We start from the raw sequence: 19756 nt of genomic DNA on the forward strand, positions 1-19756 counted from the left end.
TTTTCTGCAGCAGCCTTTTATTCACCCTTATATTTGCTGTCGTTATAGTATTTATTGCCCAGCAGCCGCTTTTTCTTGTCCCGTCGCACTGAGCGGTACCGCTGGTGGCCGACCGTTTCTTTGCGGGCCTTGCCGCGGTTGCGGTACACCACCAAAAACACCACCACGCCCGCACTGACCGCAACCGTCCACAGCGCAATGCCAACCCCGTTGATGGTTGTGTTCCGTCCGGTCAAATCCACCGGATTGGCAAACAGGTTTTCTTCAGATACACTGCCAACACTCGGCAGCACGATTCCCCCGGCAGCCGTGCTCGCCGCTGAGGAAGCTTTTGTGGAAGAAACCTTGGAAGCTGCAGAGGACGCCGAAACCGACGATGCGCCAGAAGAGACCGCTGCGCGGGAGGAAGCCCTGCGGGAAGATGCCCTGCGGGAGGAAGCCGCACGTGAGGAGGTTCTGGCAGAAGATGCTGCCCGCGACATCGTGCTGTGCGATGATACCGGTTTTGACGAAACCGGTTTGGATACCGGTGCTTTTGAAACCGCCGGCTTGGAAGCTTCCACTTTAGAAGCCGGCGCATGGGAGGGCACCGGCTGAGATATCGGCGCCTTTATGGGCTCAGAAGCGCCTTCGCCCGAAGTGGCGAATCCGGGCAGCACAGCCCCGCAGAACACCGCCACGGCGCAGCACAGCCCCGCGGCAAAACGGGATAAGCGTTTCCACCTCTGCTTTTGACAGGTCACAATCAATCCTCCAGTGCTTCTGGGCATACAAAATCTACGAATTGATTATACCATAAATCCGTGAATTTACAAAGGGAACCTTGCCACGAAAGCAGCGGCCGAATCCGGCTCTCGTACAGGGTGCGGCCATCCGCATACGTCATATGCCTGCAAATGACATCCGCGCCCCCCAGCCCCGCCAGCAGCAGCAGTACCAGCAGCGTACCCGCAAACGCGCAGGCAAACGTCCTTTTCCGTCTGTTTTTCAATGCTGCACCTCCCCGCGGGGCGAAAACTTTGTCCCCAGTTCATATTTGGCAGAATTTTTCCATAGTATTCGTTGTACCTTTCCCGAAAAAGGAATGCCGAATAAGCGGGGGATTTTGTCATGAACGTAAAAATAAAAGCCGTGGGCACTGTGCTGATGGCGGTTGCCGCCTGTGCCTGCGTGGTTGCGCGCTTTCCATCCATCACCGCGCAGGAAAGCGCGCTGGCCGCCGCTGGGTTTATCCTGCCCACCGGAGCGGTACAGGCTCTGCAGCACGGCATAGCAGACACCGCTGTATCTTCCAAACAACCGGCAGTGTCTTCCGCTGCGCCTGTCTCCCGTTCCTCCTCCGCATCGGATTCCTCCTCCGTAGTTTCCTCTCCCGCAGCAAGCGCTGCCACTTCCTCCCTGCCGACCGGAAGCGGTGCAACCCAGCAATTGCCGGACAAAAGCCTCGGCAATCAAATCTTGGAAACCGATATTTCCGACACAGGCGAGGAGCAGGACGGCATTCGGGTAAAGAATGCCAACAAAAACCACACCCTGGACGTTGCCTCGGTTTTAAAGGAAAAGCCGCCGCTCAACATCAAGCTGGACGGCACCCCTATGGTTTTGATTTACCACACCCATACCACAGAAGCCTTTGCTGGCGTCACCCGCTCGCGTGACCTCACCAAAAGCGTTGTCGCCGTCGGCAACGCCATTGCCAAAAGCCTGCAGGCTGCCGGTATCGGCGTGGTGCACGACACCACCGTGCACGACTACCCCGCCTTTAACGGCAGTTACACCCGCAGTGCCAAAACCATGGCGAAAAACCTGGCGAAGTACCCCTCGATTCAGGTAACTTTGGACATCCACCGTGACACCATGACCTCCAAAAGCGGCACACGCTACAAACCAACCGTGCTGGTAAACGGCAAGCGTGCCTGCCAGATTATGATTATTTCCGGTTGCGACGACGACGGCTCCCTCGGCTTTCCGAACTGGGAGCAAAACCTGCGTCTGGCGGTACGCCTGCAGAAGGGAGCTTCCCAGATGTTTCCGCACCTGATGCGCCCGCTGAACTTCGGCTCCACCCGCTACAACGAACAGGTCACGCCCGGCTCGCTTCTGTGCGAATTTGGCACCGAGGTCAACACCCTAGACGAAGCCACCTACTCCGGCGCCCTGTTTGGTCAGGTACTGGCGCAGCAGTTAAAGGTTCTCGCACAGGGGCAGTAGTTTTTTATACCGCCACCAGCTGTTCGTACACCTCTGGCTCCAGACTGGGGTTCAGCGCACAATTCAGTGCCAGTGCCAGCAGATGTGCCGCACGCACCACCAGCGTGTCCACCTCGCGCGGCGTAACCATCATACGGGAAGCGCCCTCTACCTCCTGTGAACACAAATCACTGCACAGCGTCGCCGCGTCCACCACCGTCGGCACCCCCAGACCGATGACCGGTATGCCCAGCGTTTCTTCGCACAGCGAAGGTCGGTCATTCCCCACGCCCGCGCCTGGAGAAATGCCGCCGTCGCTAATCTGTACGGTTTTTCCCAGCCGGTGCAGCCGCCCCGCCGCCATGGCATCCACCGCCACCACCGCCGCCGGGTGCAGCTGGCGGATGAGCGCCTGCAGAAGTTCCGCCGTTTCCACGCCGGTGGTGCCCAAAACCCCCGGCTTGGTGACCGACACGCTGCGCAGACCGCCCAAACCCACGTCTGCCGCCAGTTTGCCGCGCACGTGGCGGGTGGCAAGCATCCTGTCCGCGCAAAGTGGGCCAAGCGCGTCCGGTGTGACCTGCGGATTGCCCAACCCCGCCACCAGTACCTCTCCCTCTGCGGGCAGCAGCTCCTGCAGTTCCTGTGTCAGCAGCGCCCGCAGCTTGCCGTCACCGTCAATGGTGCCCGTAATCTGCGGCGCCTCCACGGTAATATAGTGTACGCCCTTTTCCTCCATCCGGCTGACCTGCAGCCCGTGAATTTCTTCTTTCTGCGCTTTTACGCTCGCGCGTTCCATTGCCAAGTCTGTGCGGTACCCCACAAGGAATCTCCCCTTTTCACAAAAGATTTTGTCCGGCGTTTTCTGCCTTTTCCCGTACAGATACAGTATATCCAAAATAATTTTTCAAACCCCTTGCATTTATTCTGCGAAAATGCTAGTATTATTAGTACGTGACGACTATTGAAAAGGAGGTGTGACCATGCCGAACATTAAATCCGCTAAGAAGCGCGTGAAGGTCATTGCTACCAAAGCCGCACGGAACAAAGCCATCAACTCCGGACTGAAAACCGATATCAAAAAGGCGAATACTGCCATTGAATCCGGTGATGCAAATAAGGCAGAAGCTGTCCGCGTTGCCGTTAAGGCGATTGATCAGGCTGCCGCAAAGGGTATCCTGAAAAAGAACGCCGCTGCCAGAAGAAAGAGCTCTCTGGCTCGGAAGCTCAACGCCGCAGGCTGAGTTTTTTACTTCTTTGTCGAAAAGTGCAAAGCAGGGCGAAGCGCCCTGCTTTTTCTTTACCCGCCGCCGCGCGCTTGACTTTCTGCGCAAAGTTGGGTATGATAAGAAAAAGGCTCTTTAGAACGGAGGTGCTCGCATTGAAAGAAAGCAGTAAGTTCACTGTGTTGTTGTCCGTTGTCTCTGCTCTGGCGGCCGTAGCTGCAGCGGTTGTTGCGGCTACCCTGTACTTTGAAAAGAAGCGCAAGGATGAGGAAGAACTGGAGCACTATCTGGATTGTTCCATTCAGTAAACCTTTGTATGTAAACAGAAACAATTTGGGCGGGCCTTTTCGGTCCGCCCCATTTTTATTTGACAGCTGTTCAGCTTTTATCTCCCGGCCGTGAAAGCAGCGCCGCCGCATAACCAAACGCCACCGCCGCCGCCACGCCGGCCGCGCAGGCGGTCAGCCCGCCGGTGAAAATTCCAACCGCGCCCTGCTGCTGCACCGCTTCTTTCGTTCCCTTTGCCAAAAGATAGCCAAACCCGGTCAGCGGCACGGTTGCGCCCGCGCCCGCCCAGTTGACCAGCGGTTCGTAAATGCCCAGCGCCCCCAGCACAACCCCTGCTGTTACAAACGACACTAAAATACGTGCCGGTGTCAGCTTGGTCAAATCCATCAGCAGCTGACCCACCACACAGATGGCACCGCCAACCAGAAAGGCCCGTAAAAGATCCATCTTTCTCACCTCGGTATTCGTTTCCGTTAGGGCTAGTGTGCGCGGATTCTGTCTGCTTATACCGCAGAAAAAACGCAAAGCGGCGCAGAACCGCCCGTTTTTGCAGCAAAAAACCATTCGAACCGCTCACCGCGCCGTCCGAATGGTTTTTTGTTTGTTTGAAAAAATTTATACTACCCGTCTGCCCCTGCAGATGACCTGCCGCAGTGCCAGTGTTTCCCTGTCCAAAACCAGCAAATCCGCCAACTTGCCCGGCACCAGCGACCCGCGTGTGTGGTCTTCACGGATTTCGCGCGCAGGCGTCAGGCTCGCAGCCTGCACGGCATCCGGCAGTGGAATCCCGAACGAAACGAGGTTCTGCACTTCTTTGAGTAAATTAGTCGTGGAACCGGCAATCGTGCCGTCCGCCAGCCGCGCCTCTCCGTTTTTCACATAAACGGTCTGACCGCCCAGCTCCGATACGCCATCCGGCAGACCTGCCGCACGCATACTGTCGCTGATGACGCAGATGCGCGCTGCGCCCAGCTGCCGGAACGCAATGCGCAGCACCGCCGGATGAATGTGGAACCCGTCGCAGATGAGCTCCGCAGTAACCCCGCTGCTGTCAAATACTGCCCCCACCACGCCCGGCGCGCGGTGGTTCAGTCCCGGCATGGCATTGAACAGGTGCGTCACGTGCGAAACACCTGTGTGAAATGCCTGTACCGCCGTGTCATAATCCGCCGTTGTGTGTGCAATGCTCACTGTGCAGAGTTCCCGCGCGCCGCGGATAAACGCACTGGCGTCGGGACTTTCCGGGGCAATGTCCACCAGCTTAATGCTTTTCCCGCTTTCTTCCAAATAAGAATAAAACTGCGCCAAATCCGGCTTTTCTACGAAGGACTCCTTCTGCGCACCACGCTTGTGCGCATTGATGTACGGCCCCTCCATGTTCACACCCAGCACAGCCGCCCCCTGCTGCTCCGCCTGCATGACTTCACGCACAGCGCGCAGGGACGCGCGGATGGTTTCCTCACTGACGGTCATGGTCGTGGGGCAGAACGATGTGACGCCGCCCTGCGCCAGATGCACCGCCATCTTTCGAAGCAAATCCGGGTCGGCATCGCAGGTGTCCGCCCCCACGCAGCCGTGGATGTGAATATCCACCAGTCCGGGCAGCAGCAGGCAGCCGGAAAGGTCTGTCACCTGCTCGCCCTGCAGAGCTTGTCCAACTTCGCAGATGCGCTCGCCCTCTGTGCGCAAATCCGCGCGTACCAGCTGAAAATCTCCATTTAGTAGTTCCGCATTTTGATACAGCATTGCAATCGCCTCATTCCGTTTCCAACAGTTGTCTTTCCTTCTCACCTCAGTGTACATCGCAAAACAATAAAAATCAAGAACAAATAATTCAAAACGCTAATAATAAAGATGCTTTTTGTCTTTCTGCGTGGTGGACGTAAAAGGGACTTGACAACTTGCGCCTTTTATGCGTTACTAATAAGGTTATGAACCAAGCAAAATCCATTTGCACACAGGAGGTTTCCACTTGACCAAGGATCTGACGCATGGCAGCCCCATCAAACTTATCTTTTTCTTCACCATTCCGCTTCTGATTGGCAACCTGTTTCAGCAGCTTTACAGCATGGCAGACACCCTCATCGTCGGACGCACGCTTGGCGTGGATGCCCTTGCGGCGGTCGGCTGTACCGGCGGCATCACCTTTTTAATCCTCGGTTTCGCCCAGGGAGTGACCGCCGGACTTTCCATCCTCACCGCACAGCGCTTCGGCGCGCAGGATGCAGCCGGCGTGCGCAAAAGCTTTGCCACCGGAATTCTGTTTTCCGCCGGTGTCACGGTACTGCTGACAGCCGTCAGCGTACCGCTGGCGCGCACCATTCTGCGCCTGCTGAACACCCCCGCGGAAATTGAAGAGCAGGCTTACGAATTTATCGTCGTAATTCTCGCCGGCATTGTCGCCTCCATGCTGTTTAACCTGCTTTCCAATATCATCCGCGCTCTGGGCGACAGCCGCACGCCGCTTGTTTTTCTGGTAATCGCTTCGGTACTCAATATTGCACTGGACTTTCTGTTTATCTTGAACTTTCACATGGGCGTGGCGGGCGCGGGTTACGCAACGGTCATCGCCCAGTTGGTTTCCTGTGCTTGCTGCGTCATTTTTATTGCAAAAAAGCTGCCGATTCTGCACCTGCACCGGCAGGACTGGCACGTGACCCGACAGGATTTTTACGCGCACGCGCGTCTGGCACTGCCCATGGGATTTCAAAGCAGCATTATCGCCATGGGCACGCTGATTCTGCAGGCGGCATTGAACGGTCTGGGTGCAACCGCCGTAGCCTCTTACACAGCGGCAAGCAAAGTGGACCAGCTCGCGATTCAGGTTATGATGTCCTTCGGCATGACTATGGCAACCTTTGCGGCGCAAAACTACGGTGCAGGCAAAATGGACCGAATCCGCAAGGGCGTGCGCCAGTGCCTGACAGTTTCCATCCTGCTCAGTCTGGTCATGACCTGCATCAACATCTTCCTTGGCAAGTATCTGGTGCGCCTGTTTGTGGACAACGCCGCCGGGGTAATTGACCTTGCGCAGGTGTACTTAGTGATTAACAGCAGCTTTTATTTTATTCTAGCGGTGCTGTTTGTCATCCGCTACACCCTGCAGGGACTCGGCAAAAGCTTTGTGCCGACTTTTGCGGGCATTATGGAACTGGTCATGCGTACCGTGGCGGCGCTGGCGCTGGTCGGGCCGTTCGGTTTTGCGGGCGCGTCCGCATCCAATCCGCTGGCGTGGCTGGGCAGCGCCGTTCCGCTGTGCATTGCCTACTTTGTCACCATGCGCCGTTTGCCCACCGGAAAAGACACCGCCTGACCAAACAAAAAAGGACTGCTGCGAAGCAAATGGCTGCAGCAGTCCTTTTGATTTATGCAAAGGCTTATAAATAGGCTTCGGCTTCGGCAATTTCGGCATCCATGGCGGCGCTGCCCGGCGCACCGGTGGTGTTGCGCTTCTCCACACAAGTTTCCAGGCTGATGGCATCGTAAATGTCCTGCGCAAACACCGCGCTGACCGCCTGGAATTCCTCCAGTGTAAAGTCATCCAGTGCCTTGTGGTGTTGAATGCCATACAGCACGAGCTGCCCGACGATTCCATGGGCGTCGCGGAACGGCACGCCGTGGTTCACCAGATAATCCGCCGCATCGGTGGCGTTGGTAAAGCCGTGCTTGGCGCTTTCTTCCATGCGCGGTTTATGAAAACGCATGGTGCGCAGCATACCGCTGAAGAGCCGCACACAGCCTTTGACGGTATCGATTGCGTCAAAGGTACCCTCCTTGTCTTCCTGCATATCCTTGTCGTATGCAAGCGGAATCCCCTTCATCGTTGTGAGCATTGCAGTCAGCGCACCGTACACCCGCCCAGTCTTGCCGCGCACCAACTCGGCAATATCGGGATTTTTCTTTTGCGGCATAATGCTGCTGCCGGTGCTGTACCCATCGTCAATTTCCACAAACTGATATTCATTGGAATTCCAGAGAATCACTTCTTCAGAGAAGCGGCTCAGGTGCATCATCACCATAGAAAGCGCAGAAAGAAGTTCAAGCACATAATCGCGGTCGGAAACAGAGTCCATACTGTTGCGCGTCGGCCCGTCAAAGCCAAGTAGTTCCGCTGTGTAAGCGCGATCCAGCGGATAGGTGGTTCCCGCCAGCGCGCCGCTGCCCAGCGGACACAAATTCAGCCGTTTTTTGACATCCGCCAGCCTGCCGCGGTCACGCCGGAACATCTCAAAGTACGCGCCGAAGTGGTGCGCCAGCGTGGTCGGCTGCGCTTTCTGCAAGTGGGTAAATCCCGGCATAAAGGTATCCCGGTTTGCTTTCATCTGCTCCAGAAGCGTCTGCAGCAGTTCCTTGAGTTCTTCGTCGATATTGGCAATTTCATCGCGCACATACAGCTTCATATCCAGCGCAACCTGGTCGTTGCGGCTGCGCCCAGTGTGCAGCTTTTTGCCCGCGTCACCGATGCGGGCAATCAGGTTTGCCTCTACAAAGCTGTGCACATCCTCATACTGCTCCGTAATCTGCAGCTTGCCGGCCTGCACATCCACAAGAATGCTTTCCAGCCCCTGCAAAATCGCATCCCGCTCCTGCTCGGTGAGAATCCCCTGCTTCGCAAGCATTTTCACGTGCGCACAGCTGCCCGCAATATCCTGCGGCAGCAAGCGCCGGTCAAAGGAAATGGAAGCGTTAAATGCATACGCCAGTTTATCGGTTTCCTTGGTAAATCTTCCGCCCCATAGTTGCGCCATCTTTTTCCGCCCTGCCTTTCTCTGTGTCTGTTTCACCACCGGATGTATGTTTTTGCATTACACCCGAATTTTCCTGTATTTTTATGCTTTTAGTGTATCATATTTTTCTGCAAAATGCAATTTGAAATCCGGTTGACCTTTGTCGAATTTGATGGTATTCTTTGGGTGCAGAGTTCATATATTTTCCCGCCATAACCGGCAGAAGGAGGCTGTACCGCCATGCATCTGCAGGATCTGCTGGACCCGCGCGCCTTTGATTTGGATGCACACGTATCCACCAAAGATGAAGCGCTGACGCGCCTCTTGCAGCTGATTTGCAAAACCGGCTGCATTGCCGATGCGGACGCTTTCCGCAAAAATGTTCTGGAGCGTGAAGCTGCCACCACCACAGGCGTTGGCGGCGGTCTGGCAATTCCGCACGGCAGGTGCGCCACGGTGCGTCGTCCGGCGCTCGCAGTCATGCGGGTACCGGGCGGCTGCCCGTTTGACGCATTGGATTGTCAGCCGGTGCGCCTGTTTTTTCTGATTGCGGTACCGGACGGCGCCGTCCATATGCAGGTGCTAAGCAGTCTTGCCGCTCTGCTGATGAACAAAGCCCTTGTCGCCGCCCTGCTGCAGGCGCCGGACACGCGCACTTTCTGCACCCTGCTGATACAGGCAGACGCAGCCGCCAATGCACAGCCGCTGCAAAAGGCGCGCGGCGTTCAGGTTGCTGCGGTCACCGCCTGCCCGCTGGGCGTTGCGCACACCTACATGGCCGCACAGGCGCTGCGGGATGCCGCCGAAAAGCTGGGCATTGCAGTCAAAGTGGAAACACACGGCGCTGACGGCATCCGCGACCCGCTGACCAAAGCGGAAATTGCCGGCTGCAGCGGCGTAATCGCAGCGGCGGACCGTGCGGTGGATCTTTCCCGCTTTGCGGGAAAGCCGCTGCTGCAGGTACCGGTTTCCGAGGCCATTCGTGCCCCCGAAAAGCTTCTCACTGCCGCCGCCGGGGGAAACGCCCCTGTCTGCAGTGCCGCACCCGAAACGACTTGTACGGCAGCCGCCCCGCAAAACTTCTGGCATCGCGCTTACAACAGCCTAATGAACGGTGTTTCCCATATGCTGCCGTTTGTCATTTGCAGTGGAATCTTCACGGCGCTGGCATTTTTGTTTGACAGCCTGCTGGCGCCCGGCTCTGCCAGCCAGAGCTTTGGCACCAATACGATTCCCGGCAGCTTCTGCCGCGCCGTTGGAAACATCTGCCTTTCGCTGATTCTGCCCATCCTTTCCGGCTACATTGCCACCGCGATTGCCAACCGCCCCGGCCTGCTGCCCGGCCTGGTTTCAGGCTGGCTGACCGCATTCGGCTACTGCTACAAATACGGTTTGCTGGTCAGCACGCAGAGCTTCGGCACCGACGTGTCCGGCTGCGGGTTTTTCGGCGCGATTGTTTCCGGCTTTTTAAGCGGATTCATCATTTTAGCCTTAGAAAAGAGCACCAGCCGGGGGATTTCCCTGCTCAACAGTATGCGCTCCATTCTGCTGTATCCCATTGTGGGCACCCTGCTGGTTTCCCTGCTGATGGTTTTCGTGCTCAACCCCATTTTCGCGGACATCAACGCCTGGACGAGCCGCCAGCTTGGCTTTCTGGATACCGGAAAAAACCAACTGTTGGATTGCGGCATCGGCGCGCTGCTGGCAGGGCTTATGTCCGTCGACCTCGGCGGGCCGGTCAACAAAGCCGCCTATTTGTTTGCAACCGCTTCTCTGGTGGTAAGCGGCACCGCAGTTTCCAGCAGCATAATGGCCACCGTCATGGCGGGCGGCATGGTGCCGCCGCTGCTCATCGCACTGTGCCTGACCTTTTTTCCGCATCTTTTTACGGAGCAGGAGCAGAAACTTCGCCTGTCCTGTTATGTTATGGGCTGCTGCTTTTTGACGGAAGGCGCACTTCCGTTTGCCATAACCGACGCCTTGCGCATTCTGCCCGCTTCCATTTTCGGCTCGGCGTGCGCCGGTGCGCTGAGTATGCTGTTTCACTGTAAGGTGCCTGCCCCGCACGGCGGAATTTTTGTGGTGCCGCTGATGGAAAACGGCGCCGCGTTCCTGCTTGCCGTACTGGCAGGCAGCATTTGCGGAATGTTCCTGCTGGCATTTCTGAAAAAGCGGCGCAGCCCGCACATCGGCTCTCTGCCCGAAAAATAAGATAGAACAAAGGCGCTTTCAGAGGTTTTCCGCTCTGAAAGCGCCTTTACATTTTCTGCTGCCCGTTCGGCTTACTTCACTGCCTTTGCCGCCGCAAGCAATGCGTTCACATCGGTGCTGTTAAACAGCCCGAAGGTCTGACCGTCTGCCGTAACCAGATAGCGCCGGTCGTTCACCTTATAGAACTGATATGTGTGGCGAACTTTTGCATCGTAGCCGTTAAGTGTCAGCGTATATGCCGGGCTGCCGGACGGCGCGGCGGTGCTGTCCTCCAGCACCTGCAAACCGGTAATCTTGTCGAAGAACTTGGTGTAGCTTGTTTCATCCGAAAGCTTCTTGCCGTTGCACTGCGTTTTGTAGGTGTACACCGGCTGGTCTTCTGTCGAGGAGCTTTCGTCCTTGGTGCGAGTGACCACCATTTGATAGTCAACGCCGCTGCCCTCCAGCTTCACACCGGCAATATCCGCTGATGTGTTGGAAACCAGCGTCAGGCGCTGCAGGTCAAAGGCTTTCTGCGTCAGCCACGGCAGGCCGTTTACACTGATCGCGTAAACAATTCTGCCGCCCTTGAGCATCACATACTCATACGTACCGGAGTCTGTGCTGTCGCTGTCTGCGCTGCTGGTGTCACTCGGCTTCTGCCCGCCGACCAGAAGGGTGCCGGTTCCGCTGGCCGAGGTATAAGTCAGCTCAGACACCGGACTGTTAAAGCCGAATTTCTTCAGCTGCTCCGCCGTCGGATCCAGTGCCTCCACACTGGATGCGCTGATGGAAGAAAGCGCGCTGGTCAGCGTTTCCACCTTGCTGCTGTCTGCTGGGCGACCGTTCACAGTCCAATCGTCGCCGGAGCGAGCCAGCCCGAAGCTGCCGCTTTGGTTTTTCACATCGATCTTACTGAAGGAAGGCGCCGTTGCCGCACTGCCGGAAGCCGTTGTGGAAGCAGACGACACCGTAGGAATACTGGTGACCTGCGTGGAAAGATAGGCATTTTTGCCCTTCAGCAGGTTGTCTGCCAGTGTTGCGGCATAAATCGTGTCCTTATCTTTCAGTTTAATATAACGTGCCGTCGTGTCCAGCGGTGTTTCGTTGCCAATCAGCACTGTCACGCTGCTGCCGTCTGAAAAGGTACTGGTAAAGGACGCAATCGGATTATCCAAGCCGTAATCCGAAAGCGATGCGGCAGAACCAATGGTCTTCAAGGCAGAAAGGCTGTAGCCGTCCTGTGCGGTGGTTTCGATGGTGTCGCTGGAAGCGCTGACACCGGAAAGCTCGCTGATCTTAAACACGGTCTGCACCGCTGCCGACGAAGAGGCGGAAGACGAAGCGGAAGAACCCGAGGAAGAAGCGGAGGCGGCCGCAGCGCTGGCGGATGCTGCCGCTTCCGAAGCAGCCTTTGCGGTTGCCTCTTTATCCGGCACAATGGTGTATGTGCCTTGTGCGTTTTTCACGGTCATGCTGACCAAGTCGCTGTCCTTATGGCTGTAGAGCTGCGTGGTTTCCAGACTGCTGCTCGATGAACTGCTGTCCCCAGACGGCGCAAAGTGCAGCCCCAGCAGGACGGCCACCAGACCAACCACACAAACCAGCAGGGCAATGAGCGTCCGTTTTGGGTGCCTCATCAGAGCTTCCTCCTTTTTCTGTAAACCAGAATGCCTGCCGCAAAGCAGCACAGCGGCAGTATGATTGTAAAGACGAGCAGACCCACCATGCTGCTGGCAGCACTGGAAAGGGAAATATCCGCCGAGTTGGTCTGTACCGGCGTGATGGTAATCGCATTGGTGCTGTCAGAACCGGTGATGTACTTGGCAAGGTCGGTGCTCCAAAGGCCGTTGCTGTACGTGTTGGTGTTGATAATCCCATCTACAAAGAAGTACGTACTGCCGCAGACTGCCACGCTGGCCTTTGCACTACCCACGGTTTTCTGCCCCATGGCCGCGACAACCGATGCGCCCTTGTTCTTGCTTGCCGCGGAGGAATCCGTGGTTTCCTGTGTCACTGTGTAACTGGAGTCGTTCGATTTGAGCAGCGCACTGGTCGTCACACCGCTGACCGAACTGGAAACCGTCATGGCCTGCGACACCGGTGTGAGCAGATTGCTGTAAGAGGAGTCTTTGTTCAGCGTCACATCCGTGCCCGCCTGTGCCAGGATATAGGACGGCTCCTGCATAACATATTTGCTGGCATCTGACTCCATCACGAATTTGTTTTCAATCGTAATGCCCCATTCTTTCAGGAATGCGGTCAAGTTGGGCATTTTGGTGGGATCCAAAGCGTAGGTGGTTACAATCAGCCCGCGGTCTTTTTTGTTGGTTGTGGAGGAAAGGAACGCGTCCAGCTTCTTAATTTCCGCTTCCGTGTAATCCGTCTGCGGCGCGCCGATGAAAATCATCTGGGCGTTCTCGGGGATTGCATCCGTCAGCAAGCTAAAGTCCTTATTCTGGAACTGGTTGCTGGAGTACAACTTTTTAATGGCTGTGGCTGCTGTGGAGGAAAGCTGCTCCTTATGCCCGGTTTCAAACGCGATAATCGGGCGGTTTTCGGAATTCGCGTTGCTGATGCCGGAGGCCAGCGCATCGCCCACCTGCGCGTAAACCTGCCGGGTGCCAGACTGGCTGTCGCTCTGCACATCAAACAGGTCGGTGTACTTCACCACATAGCTGTTTTTGGGGGTGGTGACCACCACATCGCCGGAGGTCAGGCTGTCATCCGCATATTTTGTAGCGAAACTCGGGTCTTTGTCCAGGTCTTTGTAAGCAACAGAAATCTTGCTGTTGCGCTCTGCCATTTTGCCGGCAATCACACCCACCTGGCTATACTTAATGTTATAGGAAGAAAGAATCTGATTGTTTTTGACTTCCTCTTCCGTGCCGATAATGGTCAGCGTTGTATTCTGCTTCACGCTGTCCACCACTTTTTTAACGTTGTCGCTCAAGGAGTTGAGCCCGCCGGTAGTCAGGTCGATGTTCATGCTCGGAAACTTGCTGCCCAGCATGGAAATCACCACATTGACCAAAACCAGAATCACCAGCCCCAGTGCGGTGATAGCGGTTGCCGTACTGCCGTGGCGGAAGTGCTGAGAGCGCAAAACTTCCCGCAAGGGCTTCTTGCTTTTCTTTTTATCTTCCTTGCGGGCTTTTTTGCGGGCAAGTTCCGCCTCCTGCGCCGCTTTTTCCTCTTTATCCTTGACGTATTCGGATTTTTTCAGCTCGGTGGATTTGTCGCGTCTGTTCATGCTTTTCCCCTCCTCAGTGCCAGCGGCGGCTCTCCAGCCGCCGTCCGGTTAAAAACAGCAGTGCCGCTGTAATGGAAACAAAAAACACCACTGCGGAAATGTCAAAGATACCGGAAGTAAACTGCTGGTACCTGCTGGAAAAAGAAATCCATGTTACAATTTTAGAAAGCACCGAATTGTTCACCGCCGATGCGATCGAGTCGATAACCATCAGCGCAATGGCGATGCCCAGGCTGCCGATGGCCGCAACGATGGGGTTTTCCGTCAGGGAAGAAATAAAAATACCGATGGCTGTCATGGCAGAACCGAAGAACAGCGCGCCCAGATAGTAACCAAAAATCAAGCCCATGTTCGGCTGACCCACAAACAGCAGCACCACCGCCGGAATCAGGGAAAGTGTCATGGCAATCGCATAAACGGCAAACGCCCCGATGTACTTGCCCACCACAATGGAAATCGTGCTCACCGGTGCGGTCAGCAGCGCCTGGTCGGTCTTGCTGCGACGCTCCTCACTGAGTGTGCGCATGGTCAGCACCGGAATGATAAGCATACACCACATAAACATATTGCTGTAAACGTAAGAAACATTAGAGGAGCTGCCGGAGATAAACACCTGCGTGTAAAAATATCCGAACAGCGCCAGCATCACGCCAATGCAGACATACGCCACCGGCGAATGAAAGTACTGCCTCAGCTCTTTTTTTGCAACTGCGCCCATTTTCAGTTCTCCTCCTTCTGTCCGGATTGCTCCGCCGTCTGCGGTTCATCCTTCGGTTTTGCATCTGCGTGCGCGGCGCTGGTTTTTTCTTTGCGGGAAAGCTCCGCATCGGTCGTGGGCACCGTGTAATCCACTGCGTTTGCAAGGATTTTGCGCACCTTTTTATTTTTGGGCTTTTTGCTGAAGTCGCCCCGGTCGTCAACGGTATTGCTGGTCAACCGCAGGAAGATGTCCTCCAGCGTATTGCGCCGTGCAGACATAGAAATCAGCGTCCAATTTTTGTCACAGCACAGGTGAAACACCTCGCGGCGGGCGTCGTCGTGCTCCTTGAGCGCAAAGCGCCAGATGCCCGGCTCGCTTTCACCCGCCGGCTCAATGCCCTCCACGTGCGGCAGGGCGCGCAGCGCCTTTTCCGCAGTATCTTTCGGTGCTTCGATTTCCACCATCAGCCGCTGCGGCTCCACGGTCTTTGCCAGTTCCTCCTGGGTGCCGTCCGCCACAAGGCGGCCATTGTTGACAATCAGGATGCGGTCGCAGGTCGCCTCGATTTCCTGCAGAATATGCGAAGACAGAATCACCGTGTGGTTTTTGCCCAGCGTTTTAATCAGGTTACGAATTTCAATAATCTGCTTTGGGTCCAGACCAACGGTCGGCTCGTCCAGAATCAGCACCGGCGGGTCGCCCAGCAGGGCCTGCGCCAGCCCAACACGCTGCCGGTAGCCCTTGGAAAGGTTGCCGATCAGGCGGGTGTACACATGGTCGATGCCGGTGCGGCGGCAGACCTGCCCGATATGCTCCTGCTTGGATTTTTTCACTTTCTTCAGATCATACAGAAAGCTCAGGTACTCTTCCACAGTCATGTCCAGATACAGCGGCGGCATTTCCGGCAGATAGCCGAGGCAGCTTTTGGCGTCATCCGGTTCCTCCAGCACATCGTGCCCCTCGACCACCACTGTACCGCTTGTCGCGGAAAGGTAGCCTGTAATAATATTCATCGTTGTGGATTTGCCCGCACCGTTCGGCCCCAAAAAGCCCACGACACCGTTGCCCTCCACAGCAAAGCTCACATCCTGCAGGGCGATGTTCGGCCCATATCGTTTTGTGAGGTGGCTGACTTCAATCATCCGTTTCCAACTCCTTTGATTTTCTCCCCACCTGTTCGCAAAAGCAGGACTTTCGAAAAACAGGTTTTTTCCCGCTTTTTTGTAGGCTTCCCACTCGGCGGGATGTGGGCAGCCTTTCTAAAATAGCGTTGTCAGTATACCTTTCCTATCTGAACGTTGTGTGAAGTTCCCGTGGATATCCCGTGGAAGGCCCGGTTTCGTGCTTTAAATTTCTGTACTTTACTTGACGGAACCTTTTCTTGCGTATACAATAAGAATCATTATCCGGTCGACGCATTTTTCCGGTTCCGCCGGCGCCTGTGGGCGGCGCGGAGCCTTTCTACAACCTGTCAGGAGGGGAATTTCATGGCTGTCATAAAACCGTTCCGTGCACTGCGCTATGCCGACAAAGCAGGCAGCATTGCAAAGCTGGTCTGCCCGCCTTATGATATCATAAGTGAGGACGAACGCAGCGCGTATCTTGCCGAAAATCCATACAATGTCATTCGTCTGGAGCTGCCCCGCGGCGAAAAACCCTACGCCGAAGCAGGCCGCACCCTGCATGAATGGGAAAAAAGCGGCATCCTGCAGCAGGATACCCAGCCCGGCCTGTACATTTACGAGGAGGAATTTACCGCTTACGGCCAAACCAAGCGTGTCAAGGGCTTTATCTGCCGCGTCAAACTGGAGCCGTTTGAAAACGGCGTCATTCTGCCGCATGAGGAAACCCTGAGTAAAGCCAAGCAGGATCGCTTTCAGCTGATGCAGTCCACATTCTGCAACTTCAGTCAGATTTATTCGCTGTACATGGACCCCAAGCACGTGACGCGCGCCCGTATTGACGCGCTGAGTCAGGACACGCCCCGCTACGAATTTTCGGACGGCGCGGTCACCCATCGCCTGTGGATTGTCAACGACCCCGTCGCCATTTCGGCGGTCTGCGATGACTTCGCCGCGCGCAGGCTGTACATCGCAGACGGACACCACCGCTACGAAACCGCCCTGAACTTCCGCAACCACTGCCGCGACGAGGGCATCATCTCTCCGGAGCCGGACTACTGCATGATGATGCTGGTGGACATGGAAGATCCCGGTCTGGTTGTCTTCCCGACCCACCGGCTGATACACGGTCTTGACAACTTTGACCGTGAGGCACTGCTGAATCGCTGCCGCGAAACCTTTACCGTTACGCACGAGGAGGGAACCGCCTCCGTTCCGCAGAAGCTCAGCGCCTGCTATGCTGCCGGTCAAAAAGCCTTCGCGTGCTACTGCGGCGGTGACAGCTGGGACTTGCTGGTACTGAAGGACCTTTCTGTGATGCAGGACGTTCTTCCCGAAAAGTCTGCGGCAAGCCGTGGATTGGACGTTTCCGTTCTGCACACACTGGTACTGGAAAAAGTACTGGGCATTGACAAGGAAAACATGGCGCAGCAGAAAAATCTGTCTTACACCCGCGATTTTGACGAAGCCATCGCCAGCGTGCAATCTGGAAAGAACCAGTGTGCGTTCCTGATGAACCCAACCCGCGTGCAGGAAATTCGGGATGTGGCGGCTGCCGGTGAAAAAATGCCGCAGAAGTCCACCTACTTTTATCCCAAGCTGATTACTGGCCTTGCCATGAACCAGATGAACATTCTTCGCTGAACACAAAAACATAAAGGCGGGAAGCATACGCAGATTGACGCTTGCCGCCTTTTTGCCTATAATGAAGGCAGGGCTTCTTTTCGCGGATTTTCTGCCGGAAAGCAGCCGTTCCGCATATTTGTGCTGCGATATTTTTGAAAAGAGGGGGCGTCCATTTTGGCAAGCGGCGCTGAAATCATGGTCAAGTGTCTGGAAAACGAGGATGTACACCTCATTTTTGGGTATCCGGGCGCTGCCATCTGTCCGTTTTACGACTGTCTTCTTCCCTCCTCCGTCCGGCACGTTTTGGTGCGTGAGGAGCAAAACGCGGCCCATATGGCCAGTGGCTATGCCCGTTCCTGCGGCAAGGTGGGTGTGTGCGTGGTGACCTCCGGTCCCGGCGCAACCAACCTGATCACCGGCATTGCCACGGCATATATGGACTCAATTCCGCTGGTGATTATCTCCGGCCAGGTCAACTCCTGGCTGCTGGGACGCGATGTGTTTCAGGAGGCCGACATCACCGGCGCGTGTGAAAGCTTTACCAAGCACAGCTATCTGGTTAAGGATGCTGCCGACCTGCCGCGTATTTTTAAGGAGGCGTTTCACATTGCCTCCACCGGCAGACCCGGCCCTGTGCTGATTGATGTGCCCACCGATGTGCAGAACCAGGAAGTAAAGACTTGGAAGTACCCGGAGTCCGCCTCCATCCGCGGCTACAAGCCCCGCACGCAGGGGCATGCGCTGCAGGTGAAAAAGGCACTCAAAGCCATCAGCGAGGCAGAGCGCCCCATCCTCTGCTGTGGCGGCGGCGTGGTGCTGTCTAATGCCCGTGAGGAAATGATTGCTTTCGCAAAGAAAAGCGGCATTCCGGTCTGCGCAACAATGATGGGCATCGGCGTCATGCCGATGGACAGCGATTATTATATGGGCATGATCGGTATGCACGGTCGCTCCAGCGCGAATCTGACCATGCAGCAGGCAGACCTTGTCATTCTCTGCGGCGCGCGCGTGGGTGACCGCGCGGTTTCCGCGCCGCAGCAGATTGCGGAAAAGGCAAAAATCATCCACATCGACATTGACCCCGCGGAAATCGGCAAAAATATGCCGGTCGACATCCCCATTGTCGGCGACATCCGGCAGGTGCTGCGCAGCCTGACCGAGCAGGTGACCGACACCGTCCCGGAGGCGTGGAAACAGAAAGTGTTGGACTACAAAAATCAATTTCCGCCGCGCGGTGAACCCCGCGAGGACTTTGTAGAGCCGCGTGTCTTCATGCGCGACCTGTCCACCATGATGGAAGAAAAAGCGATTCTTGCCGCTGACGTGGGACAGAACCAGATTTGGGCGGCACGCAACTTCAACGTCAAGGAGGGCCGCTTCCTGACCAGCGGCGGACTGGGTACCATGGGGTACGCAGTTCCCGCCGCCATCGGCGCCAAGCTGGCAAAGCCAAAGCGCCAGGTAGTGGCAGTCTGCGGCGACGGCTCGTTTCAAATGTCCATGTGCGAACTTGGCACACTGATTCAAAACCAAGCCGATGTGAAAATCATCATCATGCAAAACCAAACGCTCGGCATGGTCAAAGAGTTTCAGGACAGGCTTTACGGTGGGCGCTATATTGGCACCTCGCTGCAAGGCGGCGCCCCTGACTTTGTCAAGTTGGCCGGCAGCTACGGCATTCGCGCCTCCTTTGCCTGCAGCAACGCACAGGCAAAGCGGCAGGCAAAGGAAATGCTTTCGTATGACGGCCCTTATATTCTCGTGTGCAGGGTAGACCCCAGCACACCCACCATTTAAGGGAGGCGGCCGTTTATGAAATATACGCTTTCCGTTCTGGTTGAAAACCAGCCCGGTATTCTTTCCAAAGTTGCGGGGCTTTTTTCCCGCCGCGGGTTCAATATTGACTCTCTCGCTGTCGGTGTCACAGACGACGCCTCCGTTTCGCGCATTACCATTGTGGTCAACGGCGACGAGCACATGGTCGAGCAGGTGGAAAAACAGCTCAACAAGCTGATTCAGGTCATTAAAGTCAAGGTGCTGGAACCTGACGCTTTCATCTCCCGCGAGCTGTCGCTTATCAAGGTCAACTGCCGCACGCAGGAGCGCGGCGATGTGATGAAAATTGCTGAGCTGATGCAGGCGCGCATTGTCGATGTGACCACGGTCAGCCTGACACTGGAATTCTGCGACACAGACGAGCGCACCCAGACGCTGATTGACCTGCTGCGGCCGTTTGGCTTTAAGGAAATCGTGCGCGCCGGCACCATTGCCATCGAGCGGGGTGTGCGCACCACCGCCCTTTCCAAACGTACAAAAAGCAAGTCTGCAGCAGATTAAAGAATTAAATTTGAAACTGTAAACTGCTTTACAGTTTCTTTTTGAAATTGCTCTTATAATAAGCCTTAATCAACCTAACTCTTTTCCAGAGCTTCTTT

General features: G+C 55.9%; 19 protein-coding genes. 9 read left to right on the forward strand and 10 right to left on the reverse strand.

What is annotated here, in order from left to right:
• Nucleotides 1-17: 17 nt before the first annotated feature.
• Complete coding sequence (locus tag PXC00_RS13455; protein WP_275844236.1) at nucleotides 18-293, reverse strand: hypothetical protein; 276 nt, start codon at nucleotides 291-293, stop codon at nucleotides 18-20.
• Nucleotides 294-333: 40 nt separating this feature from the next.
• Here PXC00_RS13455 and PXC00_RS13460 point away from each other — a divergent pair, with 40 nt between their 5' ends.
• The gene (locus PXC00_RS13460; RefSeq protein ID WP_316935011.1) at nucleotides 334-597 is read left to right on the forward strand and encodes a hypothetical protein; all 264 of its coding nucleotides are present in this window, start codon (nucleotides 334-336) and stop codon (nucleotides 595-597) included.
• 148 nt (nucleotides 598-745) lie between these two features.
• Here PXC00_RS13460 and PXC00_RS13465 read toward each other — a convergent pair whose 3' ends face one another.
• On the reverse strand, nucleotides 746-991 hold the full coding sequence (locus tag PXC00_RS13465; protein WP_275844238.1) for a hypothetical protein: 246 nt from the start codon (nucleotides 989-991) through the stop codon (nucleotides 746-748).
• A gap of 119 nt (nucleotides 992-1110) precedes the next feature.
• Between PXC00_RS13465 and spoIIP the strand changes: the two genes are divergently transcribed.
• On the forward strand, nucleotides 1111-2211 hold the full coding sequence (gene spoIIP / locus PXC00_RS13470; RefSeq protein WP_275844239.1) for a stage II sporulation protein P: 1101 nt from the start codon (nucleotides 1111-1113) through the stop codon (nucleotides 2209-2211).
• A 4-nt stretch (nucleotides 2212-2215) separates the two neighbouring features.
• Here spoIIP and gpr read toward each other — a convergent pair whose 3' ends face one another.
• Nucleotides 2216-3013 (reverse strand): GPR endopeptidase, encoded by a 798-nt coding sequence (gene gpr / locus PXC00_RS13475; protein WP_275844240.1) that lies wholly within the window; start codon nucleotides 3011-3013, stop codon nucleotides 2216-2218.
• A 160-nt stretch (nucleotides 3014-3173) separates the two neighbouring features.
• On the opposite strand from gpr, the gene rpsT reads away from it, so the two are divergent.
• Complete coding sequence (gene rpsT, locus PXC00_RS13480; protein ID WP_275844241.1) at nucleotides 3174-3434, forward strand: 30S ribosomal protein S20; 261 nt, start codon at nucleotides 3174-3176, stop codon at nucleotides 3432-3434.
• A gap of 137 nt (nucleotides 3435-3571) precedes the next feature.
• The gene (locus PXC00_RS13485) at nucleotides 3572-3724 is read left to right on the forward strand and encodes a hypothetical protein (protein WP_275844299.1); all 153 of its coding nucleotides are present in this window, start codon (nucleotides 3572-3574) and stop codon (nucleotides 3722-3724) included.
• Nucleotides 3725-3794: 70 nt separating this feature from the next.
• Here the strand turns inward: PXC00_RS13485 and spoVAE are convergent, their stop codons facing one another.
• The gene (gene spoVAE, locus PXC00_RS13490) at nucleotides 3795-4151 is read right to left on the reverse strand and encodes a stage V sporulation protein AE (RefSeq protein ID WP_275844242.1); all 357 of its coding nucleotides are present in this window, start codon (nucleotides 4149-4151) and stop codon (nucleotides 3795-3797) included.
• Between the two features lie 168 nt (nucleotides 4152-4319).
• Entirely contained in the window at nucleotides 4320-5450 is a 1131-nt protein-coding gene (nagA, locus tag PXC00_RS13495) for an N-acetylglucosamine-6-phosphate deacetylase (protein WP_275844243.1), read from the reverse strand.
• A 226-nt stretch (nucleotides 5451-5676) separates the two neighbouring features.
• On the opposite strand from nagA, the gene PXC00_RS13500 reads away from it, so the two are divergent.
• Entirely contained in the window at nucleotides 5677-7017 is a 1341-nt protein-coding gene (locus PXC00_RS13500; RefSeq protein ID WP_275844244.1) for an MATE family efflux transporter, read from the forward strand.
• Between the two features lie 64 nt (nucleotides 7018-7081).
• On the opposite strand, the gene argH is transcribed toward PXC00_RS13500, so the two are convergent.
• On the reverse strand, nucleotides 7082-8452 hold the full coding sequence (gene argH, locus PXC00_RS13505) for an argininosuccinate lyase (protein WP_275844245.1): 1371 nt from the start codon (nucleotides 8450-8452) through the stop codon (nucleotides 7082-7084).
• A gap of 219 nt (nucleotides 8453-8671) precedes the next feature.
• Between argH and PXC00_RS13510 the strand changes: the two genes are divergently transcribed.
• Nucleotides 8672-10642, forward strand: coding sequence for a PTS fructose transporter subunit IIABC (locus PXC00_RS13510; protein WP_275844246.1), 1971 nt, complete (start codon nucleotides 8672-8674; stop codon nucleotides 10640-10642).
• A 71-nt stretch (nucleotides 10643-10713) separates the two neighbouring features.
• Here PXC00_RS13510 and PXC00_RS13515 read toward each other — a convergent pair whose 3' ends face one another.
• Genes PXC00_RS13515 through PXC00_RS13530 form a run of 4 tightly spaced genes read right to left on the reverse strand, consistent with a single transcriptional unit; the run spans nucleotide 10714 to nucleotide 15716 of the window.
• Nucleotides 10714-12261: a DUF4340 domain-containing protein gene (locus PXC00_RS13515; RefSeq protein WP_275844247.1), complete on the reverse strand. Its 1548-nt coding sequence runs from the start codon at nucleotides 12259-12261 to the stop codon at nucleotides 10714-10716.
• Nucleotides 12261-13874 (reverse strand): Gldg family protein, encoded by a 1614-nt coding sequence (locus PXC00_RS13520; RefSeq protein ID WP_275844248.1) that lies wholly within the window; start codon nucleotides 13872-13874, stop codon nucleotides 12261-12263. The genes PXC00_RS13515 and PXC00_RS13520 overlap by 1 nt, the downstream gene beginning before the upstream one ends.
• Before the next feature lie 13 nt (nucleotides 13875-13887).
• Nucleotides 13888-14592, reverse strand: coding sequence for an ABC transporter permease subunit (locus PXC00_RS13525; protein WP_275844249.1), 705 nt, complete (start codon nucleotides 14590-14592; stop codon nucleotides 13888-13890).
• Between the two features lie 2 nt (nucleotides 14593-14594).
• A complete protein-coding gene (locus tag PXC00_RS13530; RefSeq protein WP_275844250.1) occupies nucleotides 14595-15716 on the reverse strand; it encodes an ATP-binding cassette domain-containing protein in 1122 nt (373 codons plus the stop codon).
• Between the two features lie 345 nt (nucleotides 15717-16061).
• On the opposite strand from PXC00_RS13530, the gene PXC00_RS13535 reads away from it, so the two are divergent.
• From PXC00_RS13535 to ilvN, 3 genes are all read left to right on the forward strand, one after another.
• The gene (locus PXC00_RS13535) at nucleotides 16062-17339 is read left to right on the forward strand and encodes a DUF1015 domain-containing protein (protein ID WP_275844251.1); all 1278 of its coding nucleotides are present in this window, start codon (nucleotides 16062-16064) and stop codon (nucleotides 17337-17339) included.
• A 156-nt stretch (nucleotides 17340-17495) separates the two neighbouring features.
• Nucleotides 17496-19118, forward strand: a complete 1623-nt coding sequence (gene ilvB / locus PXC00_RS13540) for a biosynthetic-type acetolactate synthase large subunit (RefSeq protein ID WP_407654274.1) — start codon at nucleotides 17496-17498, stop codon at nucleotides 19116-19118.
• Nucleotides 19119-19133: 15 nt separating this feature from the next.
• Nucleotides 19134-19658, forward strand: coding sequence for an acetolactate synthase small subunit (gene ilvN / locus PXC00_RS13545; protein WP_275844252.1), 525 nt, complete (start codon nucleotides 19134-19136; stop codon nucleotides 19656-19658).
• The last annotated feature ends 98 nt before the right edge of the window (nucleotides 19659-19756 follow it).

The sequence above is a fragment of the Caproicibacterium argilliputei genome (assembly GCF_029211325.2).
In the GTDB taxonomy this organism is placed as follows: domain Bacteria; phylum Bacillota; class Clostridia; order Oscillospirales; family Acutalibacteraceae; genus Caproicibacterium; species Caproicibacterium argilliputei.

Coding starts and splice junctions, on each gene's coding strand:
- PXC00_RS13535 (WP_275844251.1), top strand. CDS start 16,062: ATGGCTGTCATAAAACCGTTCCGTGCACTGCGCTATGCCGACAAAGCA.
- rpsT (WP_275844241.1), top strand. CDS start 3,174: ATGCCGAACATTAAATCCGCTAAGAAGCGCGTGAAGGTCATTGCTACC.
- PXC00_RS13530 (WP_275844250.1), bottom strand. CDS start 15,716: ATGATTGAAGTCAGCCACCTCACAAAACGATATGGGCCGAACATCGCC.
- nagA (WP_275844243.1), bottom strand. CDS start 5,450: ATGCTGTATCAAAATGCGGAACTACTAAATGGAGATTTTCAGCTGGTA.
- PXC00_RS13520 (WP_275844248.1), bottom strand. CDS start 13,874: ATGAACAGACGCGACAAATCCACCGAGCTGAAAAAATCCGAATACGTC.
- argH (WP_275844245.1), bottom strand. CDS start 8,452: ATGGCGCAACTATGGGGCGGAAGATTTACCAAGGAAACCGATAAACTG.
- spoVAE (WP_275844242.1), bottom strand. CDS start 4,151: ATGGATCTTTTACGGGCCTTTCTGGTTGGCGGTGCCATCTGTGTGGTG.
- spoIIP (WP_275844239.1), top strand. CDS start 1,111: ATGAACGTAAAAATAAAAGCCGTGGGCACTGTGCTGATGGCGGTTGCC.
- PXC00_RS13525 (WP_275844249.1), bottom strand. CDS start 14,592: ATGGGCGCAGTTGCAAAAAAAGAGCTGAGGCAGTACTTTCATTCGCCG.
- PXC00_RS13510 (WP_275844246.1), top strand. CDS start 8,672: ATGCATCTGCAGGATCTGCTGGACCCGCGCGCCTTTGATTTGGATGCA.
- PXC00_RS13515 (WP_275844247.1), bottom strand. CDS start 12,261: ATGAGGCACCCAAAACGGACGCTCATTGCCCTGCTGGTTTGTGTGGTT.
- ilvN (WP_275844252.1), top strand. CDS start 19,134: ATGAAATATACGCTTTCCGTTCTGGTTGAAAACCAGCCCGGTATTCTT.